The sequence below is a fragment of the Paracoccus mangrovi genome (assembly GCF_042648425.1).
Classification (GTDB): domain Bacteria; phylum Pseudomonadota; class Alphaproteobacteria; order Rhodobacterales; family Rhodobacteraceae; genus Paracoccus; species Paracoccus mangrovi.
Window position 1 is genome coordinate 61541 of record NZ_JBHRXJ010000007.1, and the last position, 25508, is coordinate 87048.

At 65.8% G+C, this 25508-nt stretch carries 24 protein-coding genes; 17 read left to right on the top strand and 7 right to left on the bottom strand.

Features of this window, described 5'->3' with window-relative positions; all coding sequences use genetic code 11:
* The first annotated feature begins 2 nt into the window (after positions 1-2).
* The 6 genes from nuoN to aroA all read left to right on the top strand — a co-directional run bounded on the left by nuoN (position 3) and on the right by aroA (position 6854).
* Positions 3-1505 carry an NADH-quinone oxidoreductase subunit NuoN gene (gene nuoN, locus ACFOMH_RS10950; protein WP_377744479.1) on the top strand — a complete coding sequence of 501 codons (1503 nt, stop codon included), beginning with the start codon at positions 3-5 and terminating at the stop codon, positions 1503-1505.
* The gene (locus ACFOMH_RS10955) at positions 1498-2256 is read left to right on the top strand and encodes a biotin--[acetyl-CoA-carboxylase] ligase (RefSeq protein WP_377744481.1); all 759 of its coding nucleotides are present in this window, start codon (positions 1498-1500) and stop codon (positions 2254-2256) included. The genes nuoN and ACFOMH_RS10955 overlap by 8 nt, the downstream gene beginning before the upstream one ends.
* A gap of 5 nt (positions 2257-2261) precedes the next feature.
* Positions 2262-3044 carry a type III pantothenate kinase gene (locus ACFOMH_RS10960; protein ID WP_374422901.1) on the top strand — a complete coding sequence of 261 codons (783 nt, stop codon included), beginning with the start codon at positions 2262-2264 and terminating at the stop codon, positions 3042-3044.
* The gene (locus tag ACFOMH_RS10965; RefSeq protein WP_374422902.1) at positions 3037-4713 is read left to right on the top strand and encodes a ribonuclease J; all 1677 of its coding nucleotides are present in this window, start codon (positions 3037-3039) and stop codon (positions 4711-4713) included. Before ACFOMH_RS10960 ends, ACFOMH_RS10965 begins: the two co-directional genes overlap by 8 nt.
* Positions 4714-4751: 38 nt before the next feature.
* Positions 4752-5453, top strand: a complete 702-nt coding sequence (trmB, locus tag ACFOMH_RS10970) for a tRNA (guanosine(46)-N7)-methyltransferase TrmB (RefSeq protein ID WP_377744483.1) — start codon at positions 4752-4754, stop codon at positions 5451-5453.
* 66 nt (positions 5454-5519) lie between these two features.
* Positions 5520-6854 (top strand): 3-phosphoshikimate 1-carboxyvinyltransferase, encoded by a 1335-nt coding sequence (gene aroA / locus ACFOMH_RS10975; RefSeq protein WP_377744485.1) that lies wholly within the window; start codon positions 5520-5522, stop codon positions 6852-6854.
* A 116-nt stretch (positions 6855-6970) separates the two neighbouring features.
* On the opposite strand, the gene ACFOMH_RS10980 is transcribed toward aroA, so the two are convergent.
* Both ACFOMH_RS10980 and ACFOMH_RS10985 read right to left on the bottom strand, forming a co-directional pair.
* On the bottom strand, positions 6971-8866 hold the full coding sequence (locus ACFOMH_RS10980) for a propionyl-CoA synthetase (RefSeq protein ID WP_374422907.1): 1896 nt from the start codon (positions 8864-8866) through the stop codon (positions 6971-6973).
* A gap of 249 nt (positions 8867-9115) precedes the next feature.
* Positions 9116-11395, bottom strand: a complete 2280-nt coding sequence (locus ACFOMH_RS10985) for an NADP-dependent malic enzyme (protein ID WP_374422909.1) — start codon at positions 11393-11395, stop codon at positions 9116-9118.
* A 185-nt stretch (positions 11396-11580) separates the two neighbouring features.
* On the opposite strand from ACFOMH_RS10985, the gene ACFOMH_RS10990 reads away from it, so the two are divergent.
* The 6 genes from ACFOMH_RS10990 (at position 11581) to ACFOMH_RS11015 (ending at position 17403) form a co-directional block, all read left to right on the top strand.
* Positions 11581-11976, top strand: a complete 396-nt coding sequence (locus tag ACFOMH_RS10990; protein WP_374422911.1) for a cytidine deaminase — start codon at positions 11581-11583, stop codon at positions 11974-11976.
* The gene (locus tag ACFOMH_RS10995) at positions 11973-13265 is read left to right on the top strand and encodes a thymidine phosphorylase (protein ID WP_374422913.1); all 1293 of its coding nucleotides are present in this window, start codon (positions 11973-11975) and stop codon (positions 13263-13265) included. Before ACFOMH_RS10990 ends, ACFOMH_RS10995 begins: the two co-directional genes overlap by 4 nt.
* Entirely contained in the window at positions 13255-14484 is a 1230-nt protein-coding gene (locus ACFOMH_RS11000; protein ID WP_377744487.1) for a phosphopentomutase, read from the top strand. Before ACFOMH_RS10995 ends, ACFOMH_RS11000 begins: the two co-directional genes overlap by 11 nt.
* The gene (locus ACFOMH_RS11005; RefSeq protein WP_377744489.1) at positions 14481-15449 is read left to right on the top strand and encodes an adenosine deaminase; all 969 of its coding nucleotides are present in this window, start codon (positions 14481-14483) and stop codon (positions 15447-15449) included. The genes ACFOMH_RS11000 and ACFOMH_RS11005 overlap by 4 nt, the downstream gene beginning before the upstream one ends.
* The gene (gene upp / locus ACFOMH_RS11010; RefSeq protein WP_374422918.1) at positions 15446-16081 is read left to right on the top strand and encodes a uracil phosphoribosyltransferase; all 636 of its coding nucleotides are present in this window, start codon (positions 15446-15448) and stop codon (positions 16079-16081) included. The genes ACFOMH_RS11005 and upp overlap by 4 nt, the downstream gene beginning before the upstream one ends.
* Before the next feature lie 71 nt (positions 16082-16152).
* Positions 16153-17403 (top strand): SPOR domain-containing protein, encoded by a 1251-nt coding sequence (locus ACFOMH_RS11015; RefSeq protein WP_377744491.1) that lies wholly within the window; start codon positions 16153-16155, stop codon positions 17401-17403.
* Between the two features lie 452 nt (positions 17404-17855).
* On the opposite strand, the gene ACFOMH_RS11020 is transcribed toward ACFOMH_RS11015, so the two are convergent.
* The 3 genes from ACFOMH_RS11020 to ACFOMH_RS11030 all read right to left on the bottom strand — a co-directional run bounded on the left by ACFOMH_RS11020 (position 17856) and on the right by ACFOMH_RS11030 (position 21156).
* Complete coding sequence (locus ACFOMH_RS11020; protein ID WP_377744492.1) at positions 17856-18875, bottom strand: hypothetical protein; 1020 nt, start codon at positions 18873-18875, stop codon at positions 17856-17858.
* Positions 18876-19154: 279 nt separating this feature from the next.
* On the bottom strand, positions 19155-20060 hold the full coding sequence (rpoH, locus tag ACFOMH_RS11025) for an RNA polymerase sigma factor RpoH (RefSeq protein WP_374422922.1): 906 nt from the start codon (positions 20058-20060) through the stop codon (positions 19155-19157).
* Between the two features lie 58 nt (positions 20061-20118).
* Positions 20119-21156 carry an RluA family pseudouridine synthase gene (locus ACFOMH_RS11030; RefSeq protein ID WP_377744495.1) on the bottom strand — a complete coding sequence of 346 codons (1038 nt, stop codon included), beginning with the start codon at positions 21154-21156 and terminating at the stop codon, positions 20119-20121.
* Here ACFOMH_RS11030 and ACFOMH_RS11035 point away from each other — a divergent pair.
* Complete coding sequence (locus ACFOMH_RS11035; RefSeq protein WP_374422926.1) at positions 21155-21460, top strand: DUF6476 family protein; 306 nt, start codon at positions 21155-21157, stop codon at positions 21458-21460. The two genes, ACFOMH_RS11030 and ACFOMH_RS11035, sit on opposite strands and share 2 nt — an antisense overlap.
* Here ACFOMH_RS11035 and ACFOMH_RS11040 read toward each other — a convergent pair.
* Positions 21451-21708, bottom strand: a complete 258-nt coding sequence (locus tag ACFOMH_RS11040; RefSeq protein WP_377744497.1) for an accessory factor UbiK family protein — start codon at positions 21706-21708, stop codon at positions 21451-21453. The genes ACFOMH_RS11035 and ACFOMH_RS11040 overlap by 10 nt on opposite strands.
* 122 nt (positions 21709-21830) lie before the next feature.
* Here ACFOMH_RS11040 and lgt point away from each other — a divergent pair, with 122 nt between their 5' ends.
* From lgt to ACFOMH_RS11060, 4 genes are read left to right on the top strand one after another with little or no spacing between them, the layout of a single operon-like run.
* Positions 21831-22718 (top strand): prolipoprotein diacylglyceryl transferase, encoded by an 888-nt coding sequence (gene lgt, locus ACFOMH_RS11045; protein ID WP_377744498.1) that lies wholly within the window; start codon positions 21831-21833, stop codon positions 22716-22718.
* Positions 22715-23785 (top strand): class I SAM-dependent methyltransferase, encoded by a 1071-nt coding sequence (locus ACFOMH_RS11050; protein ID WP_377744500.1) that lies wholly within the window; start codon positions 22715-22717, stop codon positions 23783-23785. The genes lgt and ACFOMH_RS11050 overlap by 4 nt, the downstream gene beginning before the upstream one ends.
* Entirely contained in the window at positions 23769-24533 is a 765-nt protein-coding gene (gene pgeF, locus ACFOMH_RS11055) for a peptidoglycan editing factor PgeF (RefSeq protein WP_377744502.1), read from the top strand. Before ACFOMH_RS11050 ends, pgeF begins: the two co-directional genes overlap by 17 nt.
* 2 nt (positions 24534-24535) lie before the next feature.
* The gene (locus ACFOMH_RS11060) at positions 24536-25009 is read left to right on the top strand and encodes a DUF6314 family protein (protein ID WP_377744504.1); all 474 of its coding nucleotides are present in this window, start codon (positions 24536-24538) and stop codon (positions 25007-25009) included.
* On the opposite strand, the gene ACFOMH_RS11065 is transcribed toward ACFOMH_RS11060, so the two are convergent.
* The gene (locus tag ACFOMH_RS11065) at positions 25006-25506 is read right to left on the bottom strand and encodes an Lrp/AsnC family transcriptional regulator (protein ID WP_374422935.1); all 501 of its coding nucleotides are present in this window, start codon (positions 25504-25506) and stop codon (positions 25006-25008) included. The genes ACFOMH_RS11060 and ACFOMH_RS11065 overlap by 4 nt on opposite strands.
* Positions 25507-25508 lie beyond the last annotated feature (2 nt).

Consider the following 25508-nt stretch of genomic DNA (forward strand, 5'->3'; position numbering starts at 1 on the left):
ATATGACCTCGCTCGATTTTTCGACCATTCTGCCCGAGGTGGTCCTGGCCGCATATGCCCTGATCGCCCTGCTGGCGGGGGCCTATTTCGGCAAGGACAGGCTGGCCCCCAGCCTGCTTTGGGCCACGGTCGCGGTGTTTCTGATCGTGGCCGCCCTGATCGGGCTGGGCGACAAGGCTGCCGGGACGGCCTTTTACGGCATGTTCATCGATGACGGCTTTTCGCGCTTTGCCAAGGTGGTGACGCTGATCGCCGCGGCTGCGGTGCTGGCCACCAGCGCCGATTACCTGCTGCGGCGCGGCATGCTGCGGTTCGAATTCCCCATTCTCGTCGCGTTGGCGGTGCTGGGGATGATGTTCATGGTCTCGGCCGGCGATCTTCTGACGCTCTATATGGGGCTCGAGCTGCAATCGCTGGCGCTTTACGTCGTTGCCGCGATGCGCCGCGACTCGGTGCGTTCCTCCGAGGCGGGGCTGAAATATTTCGTGCTGGGCTCGCTCAGCTCGGGGCTTTTGCTCTATGGGGCCTCGCTGGTTTACGGCTTTGCCGGAACCACCGGATTTGCCGGCATCATCACCACCATCGAGGCCGGGCATCTGTCCCTTGGCGTGCTGTTCGGGCTGGTCTTCATGCTGGTCGGTCTGGCTTTCAAGGTTTCGGCCGTGCCCTTCCACATGTGGACGCCCGATGTCTATGAGGGTTCGCCCACGCCGGTGACCGCCTTTTTCGCGACCGCGCCCAAGGTCGCGGCGATGGCGCTGATCGCGCGGCTGGTCTTTGACGCCTTTGGCCATGTCATCGGCGACTGGACCCAGATCGTCGCGGCGCTTGCGGTGATGTCCATGTTCCTTGGCTCGATCGCCGGGATCGGACAGACCAATATCAAGCGTCTGATGGCCTATTCCTCGATCGCGCATATGGGTTTTGCGCTGGTCGGTCTGGCCGCCGGCAGCACGCTGGGCGTGCAGGCGATGCTGATGTACATGACCATCTATGCGGTGATGAACGTGGGCACCTTCGCCTTTATCCTGTCGATGGAGCGTGACGGCGTGCCGGTCACCGATCTGGCCTCGCTCAATCGTTTCGCCTGGACCGACCCGATCAAGGGGATGGCCATGCTGATCCTGATGTTCAGCCTGGCCGGGGTGCCGCCGACGCTGGGCTTCTTTGCCAAACTGGGCGTGCTGACGGCGGCGGTCGATGCGGGCATGACCTGGCTTGCGGCACTGGGCGTGATCGCCTCGGTCATCGGGGCGTTCTATTACCTGCGTATCGTCTATTACATGTATTTCGGGGCCGAGACCGAAGGCGTGGTGTCGCGCATGGGGGCGGTCCAGTATATGGGGCTGATCGTGCCGGCGCTGATCATGCTGGTGGGCGCGGTGAACATGTTCGGCGTCGATGCCGCCGCGGGTCGTGCCGCCGAAACGCTGGTTTCGAACGAGGCGACCCCGGCCCCGGCCGAGGCGGCGATCCTGCCGGCCGAGCCTGAACGCCTTGAGTGAGGCCTGGCCCGAGGGCGTGGCCCGCCATGTGCTGGCCCGCACCGACAGCACCAATGCCGAGGCGTTGCGACTGGCGCCCGGCCTGAGCGGCCCGGCCTGGATCATGGCGCGCGAACAGACGGCGGCGCGGGGGCGGCGCGGTCGCGGCTGGGCGATGCCGGCGGGAAACTTTGCCGGCACGCTGGTTTTGCGTCCCCAAGGTGGCGCGCTGGCTGCGGCGCAGCTGTCCTTTGTCGCGGCGCTGGCGCTTTACGATGCCCTGACCGATGCCTGTGGCCCGGCCGTGCGGCTGGCGATCAAATGGCCCAATGACGTGCTCTTGAATGGCGGCAAGGTCGCCGGGATCCTGCTGGAAAGCGCGGGGTCGGGGGGCGCGGTGCAATCCGTGGCCGTGGGGATCGGGGTCAATCTCGCCGCCGCGCCGGATGTCTCGGCGGTCGAGCCGCAGGCGGTCACCCCGGTTTCGGTCAAGGGCGAGACCGGCCATGCCGTCCCGCCCGAGGATTTTCTGGATCTGCTGGCGGTGGCCTTTGCCCGCTGGCAGGCGCAGTTCGAAACCTTTGGTTTTGCCCCGATCCGCAACGCCTGGCTTGCGCGCGCCGCCCGGCTGGGCGAGCCGATCATCGCCCGCACCGGCGGCAGCGAACATCACGGCATATTCGAAGGCGTCGACGACAGCGGCTCGCTGGTTCTGAAAACGGCGGCCGGGCGGCAGGTCATTCCCGCCGCCGATGTCTATTTCGGGGGCTAGGCGCCATGCTGCTGTGCATCGACACCGGCAACACCAATACCGTCTTTTCGATCTGGGACGGCGAGAAATTCCTGTCGCATTGGCGCATCTCGACCGATCACCGGCGCACGGCGGATGAATATTTCGTCTGGTTGCAGACGCTGATCGGGCTGCGGCATTTCGATCTGGACATCGACGCCTGCATCATCAGCTCGACCGCGCCGCGTGTCGTGTTCAACCTGCGTGTGCTGTGCAGCCGCTATTTCAACACCCGCCCGCTGGTGGTGGGCAAGCCCGAAACCCGGCTGCCGGTGCCGCCGCGCGTGGATATCGGCACCGTGGTCGGGCCGGACCGGCTGGTCAATACGGTCGGGGCCTTTGACCGCCACGGGCCGGACCTGATCGTGGTCGATTTCGGCACCGCCACCACCTTTGACGTGGTCGATACCGATGGCGCCTATGTTGGCGGCGTGATCGCGCCGGGGGTCAATCTGTCGCTTGAGGCGCTGCATATGGCGGCCGCCGCGCTGCCGCATGTGGATGTGACCATGCCCGAAAAGGTGATCGGCACGAATACGGTTGCCTGTATCCAGTCGGGCATCTATTGGGGCTATATCGGTCTGGTGCAGGGCATCGTCGACAAGATCCGCCTGGAACGCGGCCGGCCGATGAAGGTGATCGCCACCGGCGGACTTGCGCCGCTGTTCGATCAGGGCTTTGATCTGTTTGACGCGATCGAGGATGATCTGACCGTGCACGGTCTGCGTCTGATCTATGACTATAATAACAAGGAGACGGTTCATGGCTGAACGCCTGATCTATCTGCCGCTGGGCGGCGCGGGCGAAATCGGCATGAACGCCTATGTCTATGGCTATGGCGAGCCGGGGCGCGAACGGCTGATCGTGGTCGATCTGGGCGTGACCTTCGGCGATATGGACAGCGCGCCGGGGATCGACCTGATCATGGCCGATGTCGCCTGGCTTGAGGCGAACCGCGACCGCATCGACGCCATTTTCATCACCCATGGTCACGAGGATCACGTCGGCGCCCTTGGCCTGTTGTGGCCGCGTCTGCAAAAGCCGATCCATTGCCGCCGCTTTACCGGCGCGCTGGCGCGGCTCAAGATGGAAGAGGCGGGCCAGCCCACCGATCAGCTGCATATCCACGCCCCGCGCCCCGCCGTGGTCGAGGCCGGCCCCTTCCGCGTGCAATTCGTGCCGATCAGCCATTCGATCCCCGAAAGCTCGGCGCTGATCATCGACACGCCTGCGGGCCGGATCGTGCATACCGGCGATTTCAAGCTGGACGGAACGCCCGTGGTGGGCGAACCCTTCGACCCGATGATGTGGCACGAAATTGCCCATGAAGGGGATGGGATCAAGGTGCTGACCTGTGATTCCACCAATGTGTTTTCGCCCCAGCCCGGCCGGTCCGAGGCGATCCTGGCCAATCCGCTTCTGGATTTCGTCACCTCGCAAAGGCAGATGGTGGTCGCCACGACATTCGCCAGCAATATCGCCCGCCTGCGCACGCTGGCCGAGGCGGGCGTCGCCGCCGGGCGCAAGATCTGTCTTTTGGGCCGGGCGATGCGGCGGATGATCACGGTCGCGACCGAAACCGGCATTCTTGACCGTTTCCCCGCCGTGATCGGCCCCGAAGAGGCGGCCGAACTGCCCCGCGACAAGGTCATGCTGATCGTCACCGGGTCCCAGGGCGAACGCCGCGCCGCCAGCGCGCAGCTGTCGCGCGGCCGCTATCTGGGCATCCAGCTGAAAGAGGGGGACAGCTTCCTGTTTTCCTCGCGCACCATTCCGGGCAATGAGCGCGGCGTGATCCGCATCATGAATGCCCTGAGCGAGTCGGGCGTCGATCTTTACGATGCCGATGACGGTATCTATCACGTTTCGGGCCACGCGAACCGCCCCGATATCGAGGCGGTTCACGAGCTGCTGAAGCCCAAGATGGTGATACCGATGCATGGCGAACACATGCATCTGCGCGAACATGCGAAACTGGCCGAAAAGCGTGGCATCGCCTCGGCCATCGCCACCAATGGCACCATGCTGGATCTGTCGGGCGATGCGCCGCGCGTCGTCGATCAGATCGAAACCGGTCGCACCTATCTGGATGGCAGCGTGCTGATCGGGGCCATGGACGGGGTCGTGCGCGACCGTATCCGCATGGCGCTGAACGGTCATGCCATGGTGTCGGTCATCATCGATGAGGATGACAACCCGCTGCCCGATGCCTGGGTCGAGCTGTCGGGCCTGCCCGAAAAGGGGCGCGCCGGTGTGCCGCTGGCCAGCAATCTGGAAAGCGAATTGGCCGAGTTTCTGGAACGTGCCGACGACAAGATCGTCATGGATGACGACAAGCTGGAGGACGGGATCCGCAAGATCACCCGCCAGGTCGCCATGGAGGAAATCGGCAAAAAGCCCGAGGTCACGGTGGTGATTTCGCGGCTGGCGGCGGAATGACTTGACCTTTTGCCGTGGGCCGGGCAAAGCGCCGGCCCATGAGCGAATTCGACCCGAACCCACCGCGCCGCAATTTCTATGGCCGCCGTCATGGCAAGACCCTGCGTCAAAGCCAGAAGGGCTATCTGTCCGAGGATCTGGGCAGCCTGCGTCCGCGCGGCATTTCCGTTCAGGACAACCCCGAACGCGGGCGCATCGACCCGGCGCGGATCTTTGGCGACGATCGCCCGATCTGGCTTGAGATCGGCTTTGGCGGGGGCGAGCATATGGTCCATATGGCCGCCCGCTATCCCGAAATCGGCATCATCGGCTGTGAGCCCTTTATCAACGGCGTGGCCATGCTTTTGGGCAAGATCCGCGCCGCCGGCGTCGAAAATGTCAGCGTCCATCCCGGCGATGCGCGCGACCTGATGGATGTCTTTCCCGATGCCTCGGTCAGCAAGGCGTTCCTCAATTATCCCGACCCATGGCCCAAGGCGCGCCATCATCGCCGCCGCTTTGTCACGCCCGAGCATCTGATCCCGCTGGCGCGCGTGATGAAGCCCGGCGCCGAGTTCCGCGTCGCCACCGACATTCCCGATTACGTCCGCCAGACCCTGGAAGAGGTGCCGCCAGCCGGGTTCGATCTGGTGGCCGAGGGGCCAGAGGCGTGGGACGACTGGCTTTCCACGCGCTATGAGCAAAAGGCCCTGCGCGAGGGGCGCGTGCCCCATTATGTGACCTTCCGCCGCCAGGGCTAGCGCGGGGCTGATTGCAAGCCGGTCCCGTGACCGCTATCACCTTTCGCGAGCAGCCAAAGGTGTCCCATGTCGCATTCCGCCGAACCGCTTCCGATGACCGCCCACCGTTCGGGGGCGCTTAAGGGCGAGGCCCGCGTTCCCGGCGACAAGTCGATCAGCCATCGCGCGCTGATCCTTGGCGCGCTGTCGGTGGGTGAAACCCGCATCACCGGCCTTTTGGAGGGGCAGGACGTGCTGGACACCGCCAAGGCGATGCAGGCCTTTGGTGCCCGCGTCGAACGTCTGGGCGAGGGGGAGTGGCGGGTGAACGGCGTCGGTGTCGGCGGTTTCACCGAACCCGAGGGCGTGATCGATTGCGGCAATTCCGGCACCGGTGTGCGGCTGATCATGGGGGCGATGGCGACGACGCCGGTCACCGCGACCTTTACCGGCGATGCCAGCCTGTCGCGCCGCCCCATGGGCCGCGTCACCGACCCGCTTGAACTCTTTGGTTGCGAAATCACCGCGCGCGAGGGCAAGCGCCTGCCGGTCACCATCAAGGGCGCGGCCGGTCCGGTGCCGGTGCGTTACCGCACCCCGGTTGCCAGCGCCCAGATCAAATCCGCCGTGCTGCTGGCCGGGCTGAACGCGCCCGGACAGACCGTGGTGATCGAGGCCGAGCCGACGCGCGATCATACCGAACGCATGCTGGCCGGTTTCGGCGCCACCATCACCACGGAAACCACCGATGAAGGCCGCGTGATCACCCTGACCGGCCGGCCCGAGCTGCGGCCGCAGCCGGTCGCGGTGCCGCGCGACCCCTCAAGTGCTGCATTCCCGGTGGCGGCGGCGCTGATCGTGCCGGGATCGGAAATCCGGGTGCCCGGCGTCAGCCACAACCCGACCCGCGACGGGCTCTATGTCACGCTTGTGGAAATGGGCGCCGACATCACCTTTGAAAACCCGCGCGAAGAGGGGGGCGAGCCGGTTGCCGACCTTTTGGTCCGCCACAGTCCGGCGATGCGGGGCGTGACCGTGCCCGCCGAACGCGCGGCCAGCATGATCGACGAATTCCCGATCCTGTCGGTGATCGCGGCCTTTGCCGAGGGCACCACCGTCATGCAGGGCGTCCATGAATTGCGGGTCAAGGAAAGCGACCGCATCGACGCCATGGCCGTCGGCCTGCGCGCGAATGGCGCCAAGGTCGAGGATACCGAGGATACGATGACCGTCCATGGCACCGGCGGCCTGTCGGGTGGCGCCACCGCCGTGTCGCATCTGGATCACCGCATCGCCATGTCGTTTCTGGTGGCGGGGCTGGCATCTGCGCAACCGATCAGCGTCGATGACGGCGGCCCCATTGCGACCTCGTTCCCGGATTTCCTGCCGCTGATGCGCGGGCTTGGCGCCCGGATCGACTAACGGGGCGGGCGTCTTTGGCGAATTGAAGGCATCGCAATGCTGGTGAAATAGGCGTCAAACGCGAAAGCCGCCGGGCGATGGACCGGCGGCTTTTGCATTCGTGGGACAGGCGCCGGTCAACCGGCCTTGGCGTAGCCCAGCCCCTGCAAGGCGGTGCGGATTTCATCCAGAACCGCGGGATCGTCGATCGTTGCCGGCATCTTGTAGCTTTCGCCATCCGCGATCTTGGCCATGGTCGCGCGCAGGATCTTGCCCGAGCGGGTCTTGGGCAGGCGGTCGACGACGCAGGCCGATTTGAAGGCCGCGACCGGGCCGATGCGGTCGCGCACCATTCGCACCACATCCGCGACGACCCGATCATGCGGTGTCGTTACCCCCGATTTCAGACACAGAAAGCCAAGTGGGGATTGCCCCTTGAGGCTGTCGGCGACGCCGATCACCGCGCATTCGGCGACATCCGGGTGGCTGGCCAGCACCTCTTCCATGGCGCCGGTGGACAGGCGGTGGCCGGCGACGTTGATGACGTCATCGGTGCGGGCCATGATGTAAAGATAGCCGTCCTCATCGACATAGCCCGCGTCACCCGTTTCGTAATAGCCCGGGAAGTGGTCCAGATAACTTTTGCGGAACCGGTCCTCGGCGTTCCAGAGCGTCGGCAAGGTGCCGGGCGGCAGGGGCAGTTTGATCGCGATGGCGCCCAACGTGCCCCGGGGCACGGGGTTGCCCTCGTCATCGAGGATCTGGACGTCATAGCCCGGCATCGGCACCGAGGGGCTGCCCAGCTTGGTCGGCAGGGTTTCGATACCGATGGGATTGGCCGCGATAGCCCAGCCGGTTTCGGTCTGCCACCAATGGTCCACCACCGGCACGCCCAGATGATCCTGCGCCCATTTCACCGTATCGGGATCGGCGCGTTCGCCGGCCAGGAACAGGGCTTGCAGATCATGCAGCTTATAGCGGCGGATCCATTCGCCGTTCGGATCCTCGCGCCGGATGGCGCGCAGGGCGGTGGGGGCGGTGAAAAAGCTCTTGATGCGGTTGTTCTGGATCGTGCGCCAGAAGGTGCCGGCATGGGGCGTGCCGACCGGCTTGCCCTCATAGACCACGGTGGTCGCGCCGGCGATCAGCGGGCCATAGCAGATATAGCTGTGCCCGACGACCCAGCCCACATCGGATGCCGCCCAGAACCGGTCCCCCGGCCCGATATTATAGATGTTTTCCATCGACCATTGCAGCGCGACCAGATGGCCGGCGGTGTGGCGCACCACGCCCTTGGGCTGGCCGGTCGTGCCCGAGGTATACAGGATATAGGCGGGGTGATTGCCCTCGACCGGGACGCATTCGGCGGGTTTCACCCCGTATTGAAATCCGTGCCAGCTGAAATCGCGGCCCTCGACCAGCTTTGCGACCTCTTGCTCGCGCTGGAAGATGACGCAGAATTCCGGCTTGTGGCTGGCCATCTCGATGGCCTGATCCAAGAGCGGCTTGTAATGCACGACGCGGTTGGGTTCCAAGCCGCAAGAGGCGGCGATGATCGCCTTGGGCTGGCAATCGTCGATGCGCACGGCCAGTTCGCTGGCCGCAAACCCCCCGAACACGACCGAGTGGATCGCCCCCAGCCGCGCACAGGCCAGCATCGCCTCGATCGCCTCGGGGATCATCGGCATATAGATGATGACGCGGTCGCCCTTTTCGACGCCGCGCATGCGCAGCGCACCCGCCAGCGATGCGACGCGGGCCTGCAATTGCTTGTAGGTGATGCCCTTGGTCGAAAGCGTGATCGGGCTTTCATGCATGATCGCGACCTGATCGCCGCGACCCGCCAGCACATGGCGGTCGACCGCGTTCCAGCAGGTATTGACCATGCCGTCGGAAAACCATTCGAAGATCGGCGCGCGTTCGTCGAACAGTGCCTTTGACGGTTCCTGCTGCCAGTCGATGGCGCGGGCGGCCTGCATCCAGAACCCTTCGGGATCGGCCTGCCAGGCGGCATAGGTGTCGCGGTAACCCATCACTCACTCCTCCCCGAGATGATGGGCAGAGTTAGGCGCGCCAAAGGCCGTCGCGCAAGGATGTTAACGCTCGACAGCCGGGGGTGATCACAAAATTTTGCAGAATTTGGCCCAAATGCCGATGGCACGTTTGCAAAATCGGAAAATCTTTGCATCCGTCATAAAAACGCGCGCCAGTTTGCAAACTGGCGCGGTTTTCATGATCCGAAACGGACGAATCGTTCAAATGGGGCCGGGTGCAAGCCGCCCTTATTTGTAATGGCCGACGGGTGTGCCGGCGACCACGCTCATGTTCAAAAGGCCCCGCGTGGTGATCGAGGGGGTGACGATATGGGCGCGGTTGCCCATGCCCATCAGGATCGGGCCGACCTCAAGCCCGTTGGCCTTGAGCTTCAATGCGTTCCTGACCCCCGAGGCCGAGTCGGTGCCCGAAAAGACCAGCACATTCGCCGCGCCTTCGATGCGCGAATGCGGCAGCAGCCGTTCGCGGATCGTCGGGTCCAGCGCGGAATCGACATGCATTTCGCCGTCAAAGATGAAATCCACCTCGCGGGCGCGCAGAATTTCCATCGCGGCCCGCATCTTGCGGCCGGATTCGGTGTCCAGATTGCCGAATTGCGAATGGCTGCACAGCGCCACCTTGGGGGTCACGCCAAAGCGGCGGACATGGCGGGCGGCGCCGATGGCGGCCTCGGCCACCTGTTCGGGGGTGGGGGCGTGGTGGACCTGGGTGTCGGCGACGAAAAGTGGCCCGTCCTCAAGGATCATCAGCGACAGCGCGCCATGCGGGCGCAGCCCGTCGCGGGCCAGGATCTGGGTGACATAGTTCAGGTGCCAGCTGTATTGCCCGAAGGTGCCGCAGATCACGCTGTCGGCTTCGTCGCGATGGACCATGACCGCACCGATGGCGGTGGTGTTGGTGCGCATGATGGCGCGGGCGATATCGGGGGTGACGCCCTGCCGGGCCATCAACTCGTGATAGGTGCCCCAATAGTCGCGATAGCGCGGGTCGTTTTCGGGGTTCACGATTTCAAAATCGCGGCCGGGGCGGATCGGCAGGCCGGCGCGTTCGGCGCGGCGCTCGATCACCTCGGGGCGGCCGATCAGAATCGGCGTGTCGGTGGTTTCCTCAAGCATGGCATTGGCGGCGCGCAGCACGCGCTCATCCTCGCCCTCGGCAAAGACGATGCGGCGCTTGGCGGTGGCGGCGGCCTCAAAGACCGGGCGCATGATCATCGCCGAGCGGAAGACCGAGCCGTCGAGCTTGCGCTTATAGGCCTGAATGTCGGAAAGCGGGCGGGTGGCGACGCCGGTCTCCATCGCCGCCTTGGCGACGGCGGTCGAAACCACACCGATCAGACGCGGATCAAAGGGCTTGGGGATCAGATAATCGGCGCCAAAGGTCAGCGTCTCGCCGCGATAGGCCATCGCCGCCTCGGCGCTGGTGGTGGCGCGGGCGAGCGCGGCGATACCCTCGACGCAGGCCAGCTCCATCTCGTCATTGATCGTGGTCGCGCCGACATCCAGCGCCCCCCGGAAGATGAAGGGAAAGCACAGGACGTTATTGACCTGATTGGGGTAATCGCTGCGCCCGGTGGCGATGATGGCGTCGGGGGCAACCTCGCGCACCTCTTCGGGCAGGATCTCGGGCGTCGGATTGGCCAGCGCAAAGACGATCGGGCGGGGCGCCATCCGTTTGACCATCTCGGGCTTGAGCACGCCGGGACCGGAAAGGCCCAGAAACAGATCCGCGCCCTCGATTACCTGATCCAGCGTGCGCAGGTCGGATTTCTGGGCGAAATCGGCCTTTTGCGGGGTCATTTCCTCGGTCCGACCCTCATAGACCAGGCCGGCGATGTCGCAAAGCCAGACGTTTTCGCGCTTTACGCCCAGTTTCAGCAGCATGTTCAGGCAGGCGATGCCGGCCGCCCCGCCGCCGGTCGAGACGACCTTGATGTCCTCGAACCGCTTTTTCGCGACATGCAGGGCATTGGTTGCCGCAGCCCCCACCACGATGGCGGTGCCGTGCTGATCGTCGTGAAAGACCGGGATGTTCATACGTTCGCGGCACAGCCGTTCGACGATGAAACATTCCGGGGCCTTGATATCCTCAAGGTTGATGGCGCCAAAGCTGGGTTCCAGCGCGGTCACGATATCGGCCAGCTTGTGGGGATCGGCCTCGTTCACCTCGATGTCGAAACAGTCGATATTGGCGAATTTCTTGAAGAGCACCGCCTTGCCCTCCATCACCGGCTTGGATGCCAGCGCGCCGATATTGCCAAGCCCCAGCACCGCCGTGCCGTTCGAGACCACCGCGACCAGATTGCCGCGCGCGGTATAGCGGGCTGCCGTCGCGGGATCGGCCTTGATTTCCAGACAGGCTTCGGCGACGCCGGGGGAATAGGCGCGCGCCAGGTCGCGGCCATTGGCCAGCGGTTTGGTGGCACGAACCTCCAGCTTACCCGGACGCGGGAATTCGTGATAATCCAGTGCCGCTTGCCGCGCGCTGTCCTGACGGCGTTCTTCCATGGCCTGCCCCCTCTCGGCTTTAGATGGTTCAGCGTTAAACTAATTCTCCGGTGGGGAACAGGGGCTGCGGCCGGTTTGCGGTTTGCTGCGCACTTGCATCGGATCGGGCGCGGGCGCAAAATCGGATGCAAGGAATGATCGCCCCGCGCCATGGCCGGCCGGGCCGAAACGAAAAAGGGGTCGGAATGCCGCTTGTGGATGCCGCGCGCGAAGTGCGTGAATGCGCCTATGCGCCATATTCCCGGTTCAAGGTGGGCGCGGCGGTGCGCGGTGCCTCGGGCCGGATCTATCAGGGCTGCAATGTCGAGAATGTCGCCTATCCCGAGGGCACCTGCGCCGAGGCCGGGGCCATCGCGCTTATGGTTGCCAGCGGCGAGACCGAGCTGATCGAGGTCGCCGTCATTGCCGACAGCCCCAGCCCCGTCCCCCCCTGCGGCGGATGCCGCCAGAAGCTGGCCGAATTCGGCCGTGCCGACACGCCGGTGCTGTTGGCGACGACGGGGGGCGTGACGCTTGCCACGACCATTGGTGAATTGCTGCCGGGCCGGTTCGACATTTCCCATATGTCGGGCGTGGAATGAGCCAGGCCGATCCGCGCCCCGTGATCGCCGGGATCCGCGACGGGCGCGGGCTTGACGGGGATGGTGCGCGGATGATCGCGGGCGGTCTGGCCGACGGATCGGTCAGCGATGCGCAGGCCGGTGCATTCGCCATGGCGGTGCTGACGCGCGGGCTGGATGCGGGGGGGCGGGTGGCGCTGACGCGGGCGATGCGCGACAGCGGGCATGTCATGCGCTGGGATCTGCCGGGGCCGGTTGTCGACAAGCATTCGACCGGCGGCATCGGCGATACCGTAAGCCTGATCCTTGCGCCCCTGGTTGCGGCTTGCGGCGGCTATGTGCCGATGATTTCGGGGCGGGGACTGGGCCATACCGGCGGCACGCTGGACAAGCTTGAGGCCGCGCCCGGCTTTCGCGCCGCCTTGCCCGAGGATGAATTTCGCCGCATCGTCGCCGATCAGGGCTGCGCCATCGTCGCCGCCGGGCGCGATCTGGCCCCTGCCGATGCGCGTCTTTACGCGATCCGGGACGAAACCGCGACCGTGGGATCCATCGACCTGATCACCGCCTCGATCCTGTCCAAAAAGCTGGCGGCGGGGCTCGACGCGCTGGTGCTGGACGTCAAACAGGGCAGCGGGGCGTTTCTGCGCGGCATGGATGCGGCGCAGGCGCTGGCCCGGGCGCTGGTCTCTACCGCCGAGGGTGCCGGTTGCCGCGCCCGCGCCTATATCACCGATATGGATCAGCCGCTGGCGCGGGCCGCCGGCAATGCGCTGGAACTGCGCGAGGCGATCGCCGTGCTGAACGGGACCGGGCGGGGGGCGCTGCGCGATCTGTCGCTGTCGCTATCCTCGGCCTGTCTGCGGCTTGCGGGATTGGCGGATGGCGCCGAACGGGCGCTGGAGAGCGGCGCGGCGGCCGAGCGTTTCGCCCGCATGATCGCGGCGCAGGGCGGTCCCGCGGATCTTTTGGAACATCCCGACCGCTATCTGCCGGCGGCGCCGGTGATCCTGCCGGTGCCGGGCCGTGGCCGCGTCGCCGCCATCGACACCGAGGCGCTGGGGCATGCGGTGGTGGCGCTTGGGGGCGGGCGGCTCTATGCCGGCGACCGCATCGACCCGCGTGTGGGGCTTGCGGATTTGCTGCGCATCGGCGAAGAGGCCGGCGAGGGGCGGCCGCTGGGCTTTGTGCATGCCGCGACCCTGCCGGCGGCCGAGGCTGCCGTGGCCTCGGTCCAGTCGGCCTATCTGCTGGGCGAAGGCCCGGTTTCCGGCCCCTTGATCCGCAGCGAGGTATCGCATGACGACTGATCCCCATGCGCCCCGCGCCGACGCTTCGCGCCGGGCCTTTTTGATCGTGATGGATTCCGTGGGCATTGGCGGCGCCCCCGATGCGGCCGAATATTTCAACGATGCCCGCCCCGATACCGGCGCCAATACGCTGGCCCATATCGCGCAGGCGCGGGCGGCGGCGGGCCATCCGCTGCATCTGCCGCATCTGGATGCTCTGGGCCTTGGCGCCGCGATCCGTCTGGCCAGTGGCGCGGATGCGCCGGGTCTGGACGCCAGCCCGCAGGGCCTTTGGGGTTGCGCGACCGAGATATCGCGTGGCAAGGACACCCCCTCGGGGCATTGGGAAATCGCCGGTGTGCCGGTGCCCTGGGACTGGCATTATTTTCCCGATGCGCATCCGGCCTTTCCGCCCGATCTAAGCGCCCGCATCGCCGCCGCCGCCGGAACCGGGGGGATCTTGGGCGACGAACATGCCTCGGGGACAGAGATTATCGCCCGGCTGGGGGCCGAGCATCTGCGGACCGGCTGGCCGATCTGTTACACCTCGGCCGACAGCGTGTTGCAGATCGCAGCGCATGAACAGGCCTTTGGCCTCGACCGGCTTTATCGCCTGTGCCAGGAGGTCGCGGCGATGGTGCATCCGCTGCGCGTGGGCCGGGTCATCGCGCGGCCCTTTCTGGGGGCCGAGGGCAGTTTCGCCCGCACCCCGAACCGGCGCGACTATGCCATCGCGCCGCCCGCGCCGACGCTTCTGGACGTGGCACAGGGCGCCGGGCACCGAACCCATGCCGTGGGCAAGATCGGCGATATCTTCAGCCATCGCGGCATCTCGCAACTGCACAAGGGGGCATCGGATGCCGATCTGGCGGGCCAGCTTCTGGCGCTTGCCGATGAGGCGGGTCCCGGCAGCCTGATCTTTGCCAATTTCGTCGAATTCGACAGCCTTTATGGCCATCGCCGCGATGTGGCGGGCTATGCCTCGGCGCTGGAATGGTTCGATGGCGTGGCCGGCGCCTTTCTGGCCCGGCTGCGGCCCGGCGATCTGGCGATCTTTACCGCCGATCACGGCAATGATCCCAGCTGGTCGGGCACCGATCACACCCGTGAACGCGTGCCGGTTCTGGGCTGGGGCCTTGGCCTGCGCCCCGTCGGGCAGGTCGGCTTTGCCGATATCGCCGCCTCGGTCGCGGCGCATCTTGACCTGCCGCCCGTCGGCCCCGGAAAGTCCTTTCTATGACCGCGCAAAAGAACGTCGAGCTGCATCTGCACATCGAAGGCGCCGCGCCGCCTGCCTTTATCCGGGCGCTTGCGGCGGAAAAAAGACAGGATCTGAACGGCATCTTTGATGCCAGAGGCGCCTATGATTACAAAGGCTTCCACGATTTCTTGCGGGTTTATGAGGCCGCGACCTCGGTCCTGACCAGCCCGCGCGACTATGCCCGGCTCTTGTCCGAGGTGCTGGCCCAGGCCGCCGAACATGGCGCGATCTATGCCGAGCTTTTCGTCTCGCCCGAGTTTTGCGGCGGCGGCGATCTGTCCGCCTGGCGCGACTATCTGGCCGCCATGGACGAGGCCGCGCAGGCCGCCCGTCGCGACGGCATCGACAGCCGCGCCATTCTGACCGCGATCCGCCATTTCGGCCCCGAACGCGCCCGCAAGACCGCGATCTGCGCGGCGGAAACCGCCGGGGGCTGGGTGACCGGGCTGGGGATCGGTGGTGCCGAGGATGCGGGGAACCTGCGCGATTTCGCCTGGTCCTATGATTGCGCGCGCGAGGCAGGGCTGGGCCTGACCGCGCATGCCGGCGAATGGGGCGGCCCCGACACGATCCGCGACGCGCTGTCTTTGGGTGTGACCCGTATCGGCCACGGCATCCGCGCCGCCGAGGATGCCGGGCTGTTGCGCGAACTGGCCGCGCGTCAGGTCACGCTTGAGGTTTGTCCCGGATCGAACGTGGCGCTGGGCGCGGTTGCGGGCTGGGCCGCACATCCCATCGCGCGCATTCTCGATGCCGGCGTGCGGGTGACCGTTTCGACCGACGATCCGCCGTTTTTCCATACCAATCTTTCCAATGAATATCAGATGCTTGCTGACAATTTCGGCTGGTCCGGGGATGACTTCCGCCAGATGAATCTCTGGGCGGTCGATGCGGCATTCTGCGACGAAGACACCAAGACACGCCTGCGAAAGGACCTGACATGACGCAACCGCATCTGACCATCGTCGATCACCCGCTGGTGCAGCACAAGCTGACCCTGATGCGCGAGAAAACCACCTCGACCGCCAGTTTCCGCAGGCTTTTGCGCGAAATCAGCCTGCTTTTGGCTTATGAGATCACGCGCGAGCTGGAAATGACCACGGTCCGCATCGAGACTCCGCTGGCCGAAATGGACGCCCCCATGCTTGAGGGCAAGAAGCTGGCGCTGATCTCGATCCTGCGGGCCGGTAATGGTCTGATGGACGGGATTCTGGAACTGATCCCGGCGGCGCGCGTGGGTTTTGTCGGCCTTTATCGCGACCCCGAAACCTTGCAGCCCGTGCAATACTATTCCAAGGTCCCGAATGAGCTGGATGCCCGCATGACCATCGTCGTCGATCCTATGCTGGCCACTGGAAATTCCTCGGTCGCGGCCATTGATCTGTTGAAAAAGGCGGGGGCGAAAAACCTGCGTTTTCTGTGCCTTCTGGCCACGCCCGAAGGGGTGGCGCGGATGCGCGATGCCCATCCCGATGTGCCGATCGTCACCGCCGCGCTGGACGAGCGTCTGGATGAGCATGGCTATATCGTGCCCGGTCTGGGCGATGCGGGCGACCGTATGTTCGGGACGAAATAATGCCGCGTTAACCGGGTCTTCAGAGCTTGTGCCCTATCACCGGTCGAAAGGACCGAATCGGGGATTGGGTGATGCGACTGATGCGCTGGGTGATCTTTCTGGTGCTGGGGCCAGGGCTGGCTCTGGCCTCGGATCTGCGCCCGGCCGAGGATCCTCCGGCCGATCTTGTCGCGCGACAGTATATCGACAGCAGCGGTTGCGTCTTTCTGCGGGACGAGGCGGGCGGCTGGCTGCCGCGCCTGTCACGCGATGGCTCGCCGATCTGCGGCTATCCCCCGACATTGTCGGCGCGCGGCCTTGATGGAAAACCGCGTCTCAGGGCTTTGGATCCGAATGCGGGCCGCAGCCGTGCCGAGCTCTTGGAACAGGCGTTGTCGGAAACCGTGCTGACCAATCTGCGCCCCGGTGAATTGGCGAACGATCCCACGCCGATGGAAACGCTGCCCGATTTTGGACCAGAGCCCACCTCGACCGCGCCGGTCGATGCGCTAAAGGCCGCGCTGGCTGCCGCTCCGACCGTGCGCAACAATATGGGCGAGGCGTTGCAGCCCAATCGCAGGCTTTGCCAGCTTCTGGGCTATGACGACAAGGCCGGGGCCTCGGCTCTCGGCAGCGATCCAAGCCAGGGCTATTGCAGCACCCTGCCAGAGTCGGACCTGTCGCGCCTGAGCTTCGTGCGCCCGCTAGGCGAGGTGCGAAAGGCCGATGCGAAATCCGCCGTCGCACGCGATGCTTCCGAGACCGCCGAAAAAGTCGCCGCCCCCGCGAAAACCGGGACAGAGGCCAAGCCGCCCGTCGCATCCGTGCCGGTGCCGAAAAAGGCGGATACCGTGGCTGCGGCCGATAGATCGCGCCCGACCTCTGCTAAGGCGCAGCAGGCCAAATCCCCGGATAAGTCCACGGCTAAATCCACGGCGAAAGCGACCAAACAGCCGGCCAAGCCTGTCGTCAACACGCCGAAAGCAGCGCATCCCGGGCCTGCGACGCCCCAGACGCCGAAAGCAGTCAATGCTGCGAAAACCCTAGCAGCACCAAAGGCCCCGGCCGCCACCGCATCGAAACCCACAGCGCCCGCCAGTCCCGGGCTGATTCCGCCGGGCGCACGCTATGTCCAGTTCGGCACCTATGCGGATATGACCAATGCGGATCGTGCCGCGCAGGTGGTCGCGCGTATGGGCTATCCGGTCATGCGCGGACAGGGCAAGGTTGGCGGCCGCAACGTGCAGTTCATCCTGGCCGGCCCCTTTTCCGACCGCGAGACGATTGTCAGAGCGCTGGACTCGATCCGCCGCGCCGGATTCCGCGACGCCTATCCGCGTTAGCGGTGTTTTCGCCTCATGACTACGTACCGCACAGGAGGGTCGTGGGGCGATATCGCGGTGTCTGATAATATGGCGTGCGGGTCCGCTTGGGGCCGATGCCTGCGGCTGGCGCGCGCAAGCCCAGCGGATCGGACGGTCGTGGGTTGGGGCGGTCGGGGATCAAGCAGGCCTGTGATTTCCATCCAATGGCTGGACTGCGGACCGCGCTGGTTGGATGTTTGCAGGGCGCAAACCAGACATGCCAGTGCTGGACGGGCGCGTATCTGACAGATTATGTCAGACGGCGCCGGCAGGATAGGTGAAACCGGACAGGTCGCACCGGACAGAAAAATCCGGACAGCATACCGGATTAGGTCAAGATGGGCCCGAGATATAGGGCCTTAAATGCAAAGCAGGCCGCGTCCGGGACTTCGCCGGGCCATCTGGCTGTTGATGCGAAAACTGCGACCGGCCTATTGCGCGCAGATTTCCTGCAAGGCGATCCATTCGCGATCACTGAGCACCGGCCGGGGCGTGGTGGTCCGAAAGGGATCCGCCTCGATCAGGCCCAGCGTCGCCTCGCCCGTGGGATCCAGCGAACGGGCATAGGGTTCGCTTGGCAGGCCCGCGCGGGTGAAATAGCTCAACAGCAATTCATCCGCCGGCCGGGGAACGGGATCGGCCAACAGCTTTTCGCCATATCCCGCCAGCGATTTCTCGGGCAGGGTGCCGTTGGTCAGCAACTGGAACGTCGCGCGCGGGCCGGCATAGCGCAGCGCGGCAAGCAGCGGGTCGCTTTGCACCGCCGCTGCGCGCGCGGCCAGAATATGGCCGGCTGCGGCCTCGGGGGTGACCTGACCCGCCACCAGATCCTCACCGATGACGATGATCGAACCCGGCAATTGCAAGGCACCGCGCAGGGTGGCCGGCACGATCTCGATCCGGGCATCGGGGCCGATCAGCCGCGCCGCCAGCTTGTTGCGCACCATATCGCCGGCCGGGCGGGCACAGGGATTTCCGGTGGTCTTGGCGATCTCCGAGAGGATCATCCGGCCGATTTCGGCCCGTTGCGCCGGTGGGGCCACATTGGCCGCGTGCCGGACCAGCGCCGGCGGCACCCAGAATATCGCAAGCACCGCCATGATCGCGGCAGCCCCCAGCATCAACCCGCCGCGCAGACGTCCGGGATGGGGCTTGCTGGCCTCGATCGCGCGATGAACGCGCTCAATCGCGGTGATCATCAGCTCGTCTTCGATATCGAGCTGCTCATCCGCGTCGATGCCGCCCGGGACATAGCGCGCGGGCATCTTGCCGGGATTGCTGCGGGTCACGGCAGGCAGCGACCAATGCGCCAGCGGCGTTTCCGAGCGCGGATCCGTCAGCACCAATGTCGCATCGCCGAACGAGACGATGACATCGCGCGCCTTGGATTGCGGCGTCTCGCGCCAGATCCCTGCCGCCTCCAGCCGTTGATATTGATTCAGCGCCGTCATGACCGGGCCATCGATTCCTGCTGCCCCGCGCCAAGCTTAAGCCACGCTCGGCCATGGTCAACAAGGCCAGCGATCTGTTTGCGCAGGGCAATCCCCGATATGTGCCGCGTCCGGCGCCGAACTTCGATCCGCTGGGGGGCAGGGGCGGCGGTGTTCGCGCCCCGGTGCGATTCCGGTCCCGAAAGACCGGCACCGCGTCCAAAAGCTGTCCGCCCCACCCCGTCGTCGGGGCAGGGCGGTGCGATCATGTGCGGGGTCAGGGGCTGCCGCAATTTGCGGTCAGACGGTTTCGGGGACCGCCATGCCGCGCTCGCGCGCAAGGTCACGGATCCGCTTTTGCAGCTTTTCAAAGGCGCGCACCTCGATCTGGCGGATCCGTTCGCGCGAGACGTCATAGCGGGCCGAAAGATCCTCAAGCGTCATCGGATCGTCGCGCAGCCGCCGCTCCATCAGGATGTCCTTTTCGCGGTCGTTCAGCACGTCCATGGCGGCGATCAGCATCGCGCGCCGCGCCGACATTTCATCGGCTTCGGCAAAGGCCTCGGCCTGGTTCGCGTCCTCGTCTTCCAACCAGTCCTGCCATTGCGCGGTGGATTCGCCGTCGCCCGACCCGACCGTGGCATTCAGCGAGGCATCGCCCCCCGAAAGCCGGCGGTTCATGTCGATGACCTCTTGCTCGCTGACATTCAGGTCATTGGCGATCTGGGCGACGTTTTCGGGCCGCAGATCGCCCTCTTCCAGCGCGCCCAGCTTGGACTTGGCCTTGCGCAGGTTGAAAAACAGCTTTTTCTGCGCCGAGGTCGTACCCATTTTCACCAGCGACCACGACCGCAGGATATATTCCTGGATCGAGGCGCGGATCCACCACATGGCATAGGTCGCAAGGCGAAAGCCCTTTTCGGGATCGAACCGCTTGACCGCCTGCATCAGGCCGACATTGGCCTCGGATATGACTTCGGCCTGGGGCAGGCCGTAACCGCGATAGCCCATGGCGATCTTGGCGGCCAGGCGCAGGTGGCTGGTCACCAGCTTCTGCGCGGCCTCGGGATCCTCATGATCAACCCAGGCCTTGGCCAACATATATTCCTCTTCCGGTTCCAGCAGGGGGAATTTACGGATTTCCTGCAAATAGCGGTTCAGCCCCTGTTCGGGGCTGGGGGCCGGAAGGTTGGTGTAATTCGCCATGTCTCATATCCCTGTCCCACGTATTATAGTGGGTAATTGTTAACGCAATCAGTCCGGTTCAAGTTCCTCCGCTTGTCGGGCCGTCGCGCAGTTTGTCAAGAAGCCCCGCCATGTCGGATGGCAGCGGGCTGGTAAAGGACAGTGTCCGGCCGCTGACCGGATGTTCAAAGCCCAGCTCGGCCGCATGCAGGGCCTGACGCGGAAAATCGGCAATCGCGGCCGCCGCATCCGCCCCCAGCGCCTTGGGCGAGGGGCGTCTTGCCCCACCATAGACGGGGTCGCCGACCAGTCCCAATCCCGCATGGGCCATATGCACGCGGATTTGATGCGTGCGACCGGTTTCCAGCCGGCATTCGACCAGCATGGCGGCGGGCGGCGTGCCAAAACGTTCCAGAAGCCGCGCCCGGGTCACGGCGGCGCGCCCGCGTTCAAAGCTGACCGCCTGTCGCTGGCGGTCGGTCGGATGCCGGCCCAGCATGGTGGCTATGCGCAGCGTGCCGCCGGCCTCGAAGCTCAGGCCGGGCAGGCCGCGCAGCCGGGCGTCGGCGGGGTCGATCACGCCATGCGCGATGGCCAGATAGCGCCGGCTGGCGCTGTGATCGGCGAACTGGCTGGCCAGCCCCTGATGGGCGCGGTCGGTTTTCGCCACCACCAAAAGGCCCGACGTATCCTTGTCGATCCGATGCACGATGCCGGGGCGCGCCGCGCCGCCAATGCCCGACAGGCTGCCGGCGCAATGCGCCAGAAGCGCGTTGACCAGCGTGCCGGAACTGGCGCCCGGGGCGGGGTGGACGACCATGCCGGCGGGCTTGTCGATCACGATCAGCTCGTCATCCTCATAGGCGATGTCGAGGGGGATCGCCTCGGGCTGGGCGTCCAGCGGTACCGGCTCGCCGATGACGACAAGATAGTCGCCCGGCTCGGCCCGCGCCTTGCCGTCGCGCACCGGACCCGAGGGGCCGGTGACCGCCCCCTCGGCGATAAGCCGGGTCAGGCGCGAGCGCGACAATGCCGCCTGCTCTGGCGCCGCGGCGGCAAGCGCCTTATCAAGCCGTTCGGAAGGACCTTCGGGAATGGTGATGAGGATTTCGGCCATGGCTGCGGATGATAAGCGTGAAGCGGGGCCAGAGGAAGCGCTGCCGATGCTGCGCTGGCTGCGCATCCTTGTGACCTCGCTTGCGGCGGTGATGGGGGTGGGCGTTCTGGTGATCGCGGGGCTTTTGTGGCTGCGCCTGTCCGAGGCGCCCCTGCCCAAGCTGCCCGATCAGATCGCGCTGCCCGAAGGGGCGCGCCCCGCCGCCGTCACCTTTGCCCGTGATTGGGTCGTCGTGGTGACAGAGGCCGGCGAGGTGCTGCTTTACGACCGGCAGGGCAGGCTCAAGGACCGGGTTCAGCCCTGATCGGCGCCGGACTTGCCGTCCAGTACGTCCAGCCGGGCGCGCAGTTCGGCGTTTTCGGTGCGTGCCTTGATGGCCATTTCGCGCACCGCCTCGAATTCCTCGCGGGTGACGAAATCGCGCTCGGCCAGCCAGCGGTCGATCCAGCCGTTAAAGGCGGTCTGGGCCTCGTCCTTGGCGCCCTGGGCCACGCCCATCGCATTGGTCATCAATTTCGAGAGATCGTCGAAGAAACGGTTATTCGCGTTCATGGCGGGCCTTTCGGATCGGGTTTGCGGTCTATATGGCCTTGCGCGGGCGTTTATTCAATCGGTTGCCATCCGGTTGACACTGTGGCCCGCCCGCTTAGCCTGCGCCGCGACACGAGGAACCCATGATCCCCTTTCCCCAGATCTCGCCCGAGATTTTCACCATCAACCTGTTCGGCATCGAGCTTGCGCTGCGCTGGTATGCGCTGGCCTATCTGGTCGGGTTGCTGATCGGGTGGCGGATCATGGTGATGCTGATGCGCCGACCGGCGCTGTGGGGGGACGCGGCGCCGATGCGCCCCGAGCAGGTCGAGGAATTGCTGACCTGGGTCATTCTGGGCGTGGTCGTGGGCGGGCGTCTGGGCTTTGTGCTGTTTTATGAGCCGGGCTATTATCTGGCGAATCCGTCACAGATTCCGGTGATCTGGCGCGGGGGCATGTCCTTTCATGGCGGGTTTCTGGGGGTCGTGCTGGCCTCGTGGTGGTTCTGTCGCCGAAACGGCATTCCCGCGCTGCGGCTGGCCGATGCGCTGGCGGTGGCGACGCCCATCGGGCTGGGGCTGGGCCGGGCCGCGAATTTCATCAATGCCGAGCTGTGGGGCCGGCCGACCGATGCGCCCTGGGGGGTGATCTTTCCCGGCGTGGCGGCACAGAATTGCCCGGGCGTCGAGGGGCTTTGCGCCCGCCACCCCAGCCAGCTTTATGAGGCCGGGCTTGAGGGGGTCGTGCTGGCGCTGGCGCTTTTCGCGCTGGTCCGGCTGGGGGGCTTGCGCCGTCCGGGACAGGCGCTTGGGCTCTTTCTGATCGGCTATGGGCTGGCGCGGTTTGTGGTCGAATTCTTTCGTCAGGCCGATGCCCAGTTCATCACCCCCGACAACCCGCTGGGCCATGTGCTGGGCGGGCCGGTCTGGGGCGTGACCATGGGACAGCTTCTGTCGCTGCCGATGGTGGTGGTCGGGCTGGCCTTTGTGATCCGGGCGCGGATGCGCGCGCCGGTGCCGGCCGCGCCGTGACGCCGCTGGGGCGGCTGATCGCGGCGCAGATCGCGGCCGCGGGGCCGATGCGGCTGGACGAATACATGCGGCTGTGCCTGTTGCATCCGCAGCATGGCTATTACGCCACCCGCGACCCCTTTGGCGCGGCGGGCGATTTCACCACCGCGCCGGAAATCAGCCAGATGTTCGGCGAAATGGCGGGGCTGGCGCTGGCGCAATCCTGGCTGGATCAGGGCCGGCCCGCGCCCTTTACATTGGCCGAGATCGGCCCGGGCCGGGGCACGCTGATGGCCGATATGCGCCGCGTCATCGCCACGGTGCCCGGCATGGCCGATGCGGCCCGGACCGTGCTGGTCGAGGCCTCGCCCCATCTGCGCCAGATCCAGCGCCAGAAGTTGGGCGATGTCCGGCATGTCGAAAACACCTCGGATTTCGACCGTATCCCCTTGTTTCTGATCGCAAATGAACTGATCGACGCCTTGCCGATCCGGCAGTTCCAGCGCCAGCGCGACGGTTGGGCCGAACGTGTCGTCGCGCTGGACGATGCGGGCGGGCTGCGGCTGGCGCTAAGCGCGCCCGAGCCGGGGCTGGATCTGGACGCCCACGCCCCCCTTGGCCAGATCCGCGAGCTTTGCCCCGCCGCCGGGCCGCTGGTGGCGGGGGTCGCGCGCCATGTCGCGCGTCACGGCGGCTGTGCGATCTGGGTCGATTACGGCAATTGGTACGGTCAGGGCGATACCTTGCAGGCGCTGCGCCGGCACCGCCCCGAGGATATCCTGGCCCATCCCGGCGAGGCCGATCTGACCGCGCATGTCGATTTCGAGCCGCTGGCCCGGGTCGCGCAGGCGGCGGGTGCGCGTGTCTCGCGCATGGTGACACAGGGCGACTGGCTGATGCGGCTGGGAATCGCCGAGCGCGCCCGGCGATTGCAGGCGGCGGGCGATGCGGGGGCGGCGCAGGCGCTTCATCGCTTGACCGCGCCGGGGGAAATGGGTCACCTGTTCAAGGCGCTGGCGATCTGGGCGCCGCAGGCGCCGCTACCCCCTGGTTTCGAACCTTTGGATGACGATGCAGACCACGCTTGAGATTCTGACCCACCCGCTGCTTGATCCGGCCCGGCACGGGTTCTTTACCCGTCGCGGCGGGGCGTCCTCGGGGCTGTTCGCGGGGCTGAACTGTGGTTACGGCTCAAGCGATCAGGCCGAGATGGTGACGATCAATCGCGGCCGCGTCGCGGTGGCCATGGGGGTCGGGCCCGCCGCGCTGACCACCGTGCATCAGGTCCATTCCGCCGATGTCGTGACCGTCCGGCCGGGCGATCAGCCGGCAGATATCGCGAAAATCCGCGCCGACGGGCTGGTCACCGATCAGCCGGGGGTCGCGCTTGCGGTGCTGACCGCCGATTGCCAGCCGATCCTTTTGGCCGATCCGCAGGCAGGGGTGATCGGCGCGGTCCATGCCGGCTGGCGCGGTGCCTTGTCGGGGGTGATCGAGGCCACGGTGGGCGCGATGATGGATCTGGGCGCGACACGGATCGCGGCAGTGATCGGCCCCGCGATCAGCCAGCGCGCCTATGAGGTCGGCGAGGATTTCATGGACGAATTTCTGGCCGAGGATCCCGGCCACCAGCGCTTTTTCGCCGCAGGTCCCAACGGGCGGCCGATGTTCGATCTGCCCGCCTTTGGCCTGATGCGGCTGCGCGATGCCGGGGTCGAGGCGGAATGGATCCGCCATTGCACCTATTCCGACCCGGACCGCTTTTTCTCGTACCGGCGCAGCACCCATCAGCATCAGGCCGATTACGGGCGGTTGATCAGCGTGATCGTGCTTTAGGCATGGATGCGGAGGGGCTTTACGACACGCTGGCCGGGGGCTGGCGCTTTCAGCGCCATGCCTCGACCGGCGAGCGCATGCAGGGCGAGGCCCTGTTCCAGCCGCTGGCCCCCGACAGCCTGCGCTATCGCGAAGAGGGGCGGGCGATCCTGCCCGATGGGCGCGAGCTCAGCTTTTTTCGCAATTACCTCTATCGGATCGAGGGGGCGGTGATGACGATCCTGTTCGACGGCCCGACGCAGGGGCTGTTCCAGCGCGTCGCGCTGAGCTGGGCGGACGGGGCTTGGGTCGGACAGGGGCACCATCCCTGTGGACAGGATATCTATCGTTCGGACTATCGCATCGCGCCGGGATCGCAGCCGGGATCGCAGCCGGGATCGCAGCCGGGGCTGACGATCCGCCACCGCGTCACCGGGCCGAAAAAGGACTATCTGCTGGACACCGCCTATCGGCGCGACGACAGCCCCGCGCCCTAGCCCAGGGCGGCGGCGCGTTCCTCGACCACCGAAAACGGCACGCCGGGTTCGTCCTTGGCACAGCGGATCACCAGCGAGGTCTTGACCGAGGCGACATTGGGGGCCGAGGTCAGGCTTTCGGTCAGAAAACGCTGAAAACTCGACAGATCGGGCGAGACGCATTTCAGGATGAAGTCGATCTCGCCGTTCAGCATGTGGCATTCGCGCACAAGCGGCCAGCCCTGGGCCAGCGCCTCGAAGGCGGCCAGATCCTTTTCGGACTGGCTGAGCAGGCGCACCATGGCAAAGACCTGTACCTCGAAGCCCATTTCGCGGGCGTCGATATCGGCGTGATAGCCGCGAATATAGCCCATCTCTTCCAATGCGCGGACGCGGCGCAGGCAGGGGGGCGCGGAAATGCCGACGCGGCGGGCCAGTTCGACATTGGTCATCCGGCCATCGGCTTGCAATTCTGCCAGAATCTTGCGGTCGATATCGTCCAGTCGGGTCGTGCTCATAC

Excerpts from the sequence above, each read along its gene's own strand:
- nuoN (WP_377744479.1), top strand. The coding sequence starts at position 3 with ATGACCTCGCTCGATTTTTCGACCATTCTGCCCGAGGTGGTCCTGGCC.
- ACFOMH_RS10960 (WP_374422901.1), top strand. The coding sequence starts at position 2,262 with ATGCTGCTGTGCATCGACACCGGCAACACCAATACCGTCTTTTCGATC.
- ACFOMH_RS10965 (WP_374422902.1), top strand. The coding sequence starts at position 3,037 with ATGGCTGAACGCCTGATCTATCTGCCGCTGGGCGGCGCGGGCGAAATC.
- trmB (WP_377744483.1), top strand. The coding sequence starts at position 4,752 with ATGAGCGAATTCGACCCGAACCCACCGCGCCGCAATTTCTATGGCCGC.
- aroA (WP_377744485.1), top strand. The coding sequence starts at position 5,520 with ATGTCGCATTCCGCCGAACCGCTTCCGATGACCGCCCACCGTTCGGGG.
- ACFOMH_RS10980 (WP_374422907.1), bottom strand. The coding sequence starts at position 8,866 with ATGGGTTACCGCGACACCTATGCCGCCTGGCAGGCCGATCCCGAAGGG.
- ACFOMH_RS10985 (WP_374422909.1), bottom strand. The coding sequence starts at position 11,395 with ATGGAAGAACGCCGTCAGGACAGCGCGCGGCAAGCGGCACTGGATTAT.
- ACFOMH_RS10990 (WP_374422911.1), top strand. The coding sequence starts at position 11,581 with ATGCCGCTTGTGGATGCCGCGCGCGAAGTGCGTGAATGCGCCTATGCG.
- ACFOMH_RS10995 (WP_374422913.1), top strand. The coding sequence starts at position 11,973 with ATGAGCCAGGCCGATCCGCGCCCCGTGATCGCCGGGATCCGCGACGGG.
- ACFOMH_RS11000 (WP_377744487.1), top strand. The coding sequence starts at position 13,255 with ATGACGACTGATCCCCATGCGCCCCGCGCCGACGCTTCGCGCCGGGCC.
- ACFOMH_RS11005 (WP_377744489.1), top strand. The coding sequence starts at position 14,481 with ATGACCGCGCAAAAGAACGTCGAGCTGCATCTGCACATCGAAGGCGCC.
- upp (WP_374422918.1), top strand. The coding sequence starts at position 15,446 with ATGACGCAACCGCATCTGACCATCGTCGATCACCCGCTGGTGCAGCAC.
- ACFOMH_RS11015 (WP_377744491.1), top strand. The coding sequence starts at position 16,153 with ATGCGACTGATGCGCTGGGTGATCTTTCTGGTGCTGGGGCCAGGGCTG.
- ACFOMH_RS11020 (WP_377744492.1), bottom strand. The coding sequence starts at position 18,875 with ATGACGGCGCTGAATCAATATCAACGGCTGGAGGCGGCAGGGATCTGG.
- rpoH (WP_374422922.1), bottom strand. The coding sequence starts at position 20,060 with ATGGCGAATTACACCAACCTTCCGGCCCCCAGCCCCGAACAGGGGCTG.
- ACFOMH_RS11035 (WP_374422926.1), top strand. The coding sequence starts at position 21,155 with ATGGCTGCGGATGATAAGCGTGAAGCGGGGCCAGAGGAAGCGCTGCCG.
- ACFOMH_RS11030 (WP_377744495.1), bottom strand. The coding sequence starts at position 21,156 with ATGGCCGAAATCCTCATCACCATTCCCGAAGGTCCTTCCGAACGGCTT.
- ACFOMH_RS11040 (WP_377744497.1), bottom strand. The coding sequence starts at position 21,708 with ATGAACGCGAATAACCGTTTCTTCGACGATCTCTCGAAATTGATGACC.
- lgt (WP_377744498.1), top strand. The coding sequence starts at position 21,831 with ATGATCCCCTTTCCCCAGATCTCGCCCGAGATTTTCACCATCAACCTG.
- pgeF (WP_377744502.1), top strand. The coding sequence starts at position 23,769 with ATGCAGACCACGCTTGAGATTCTGACCCACCCGCTGCTTGATCCGGCC.
- ACFOMH_RS11060 (WP_377744504.1), top strand. The coding sequence starts at position 24,536 with ATGGATGCGGAGGGGCTTTACGACACGCTGGCCGGGGGCTGGCGCTTT.
- ACFOMH_RS11065 (WP_374422935.1), bottom strand. The coding sequence starts at position 25,506 with ATGAGCACGACCCGACTGGACGATATCGACCGCAAGATTCTGGCAGAA.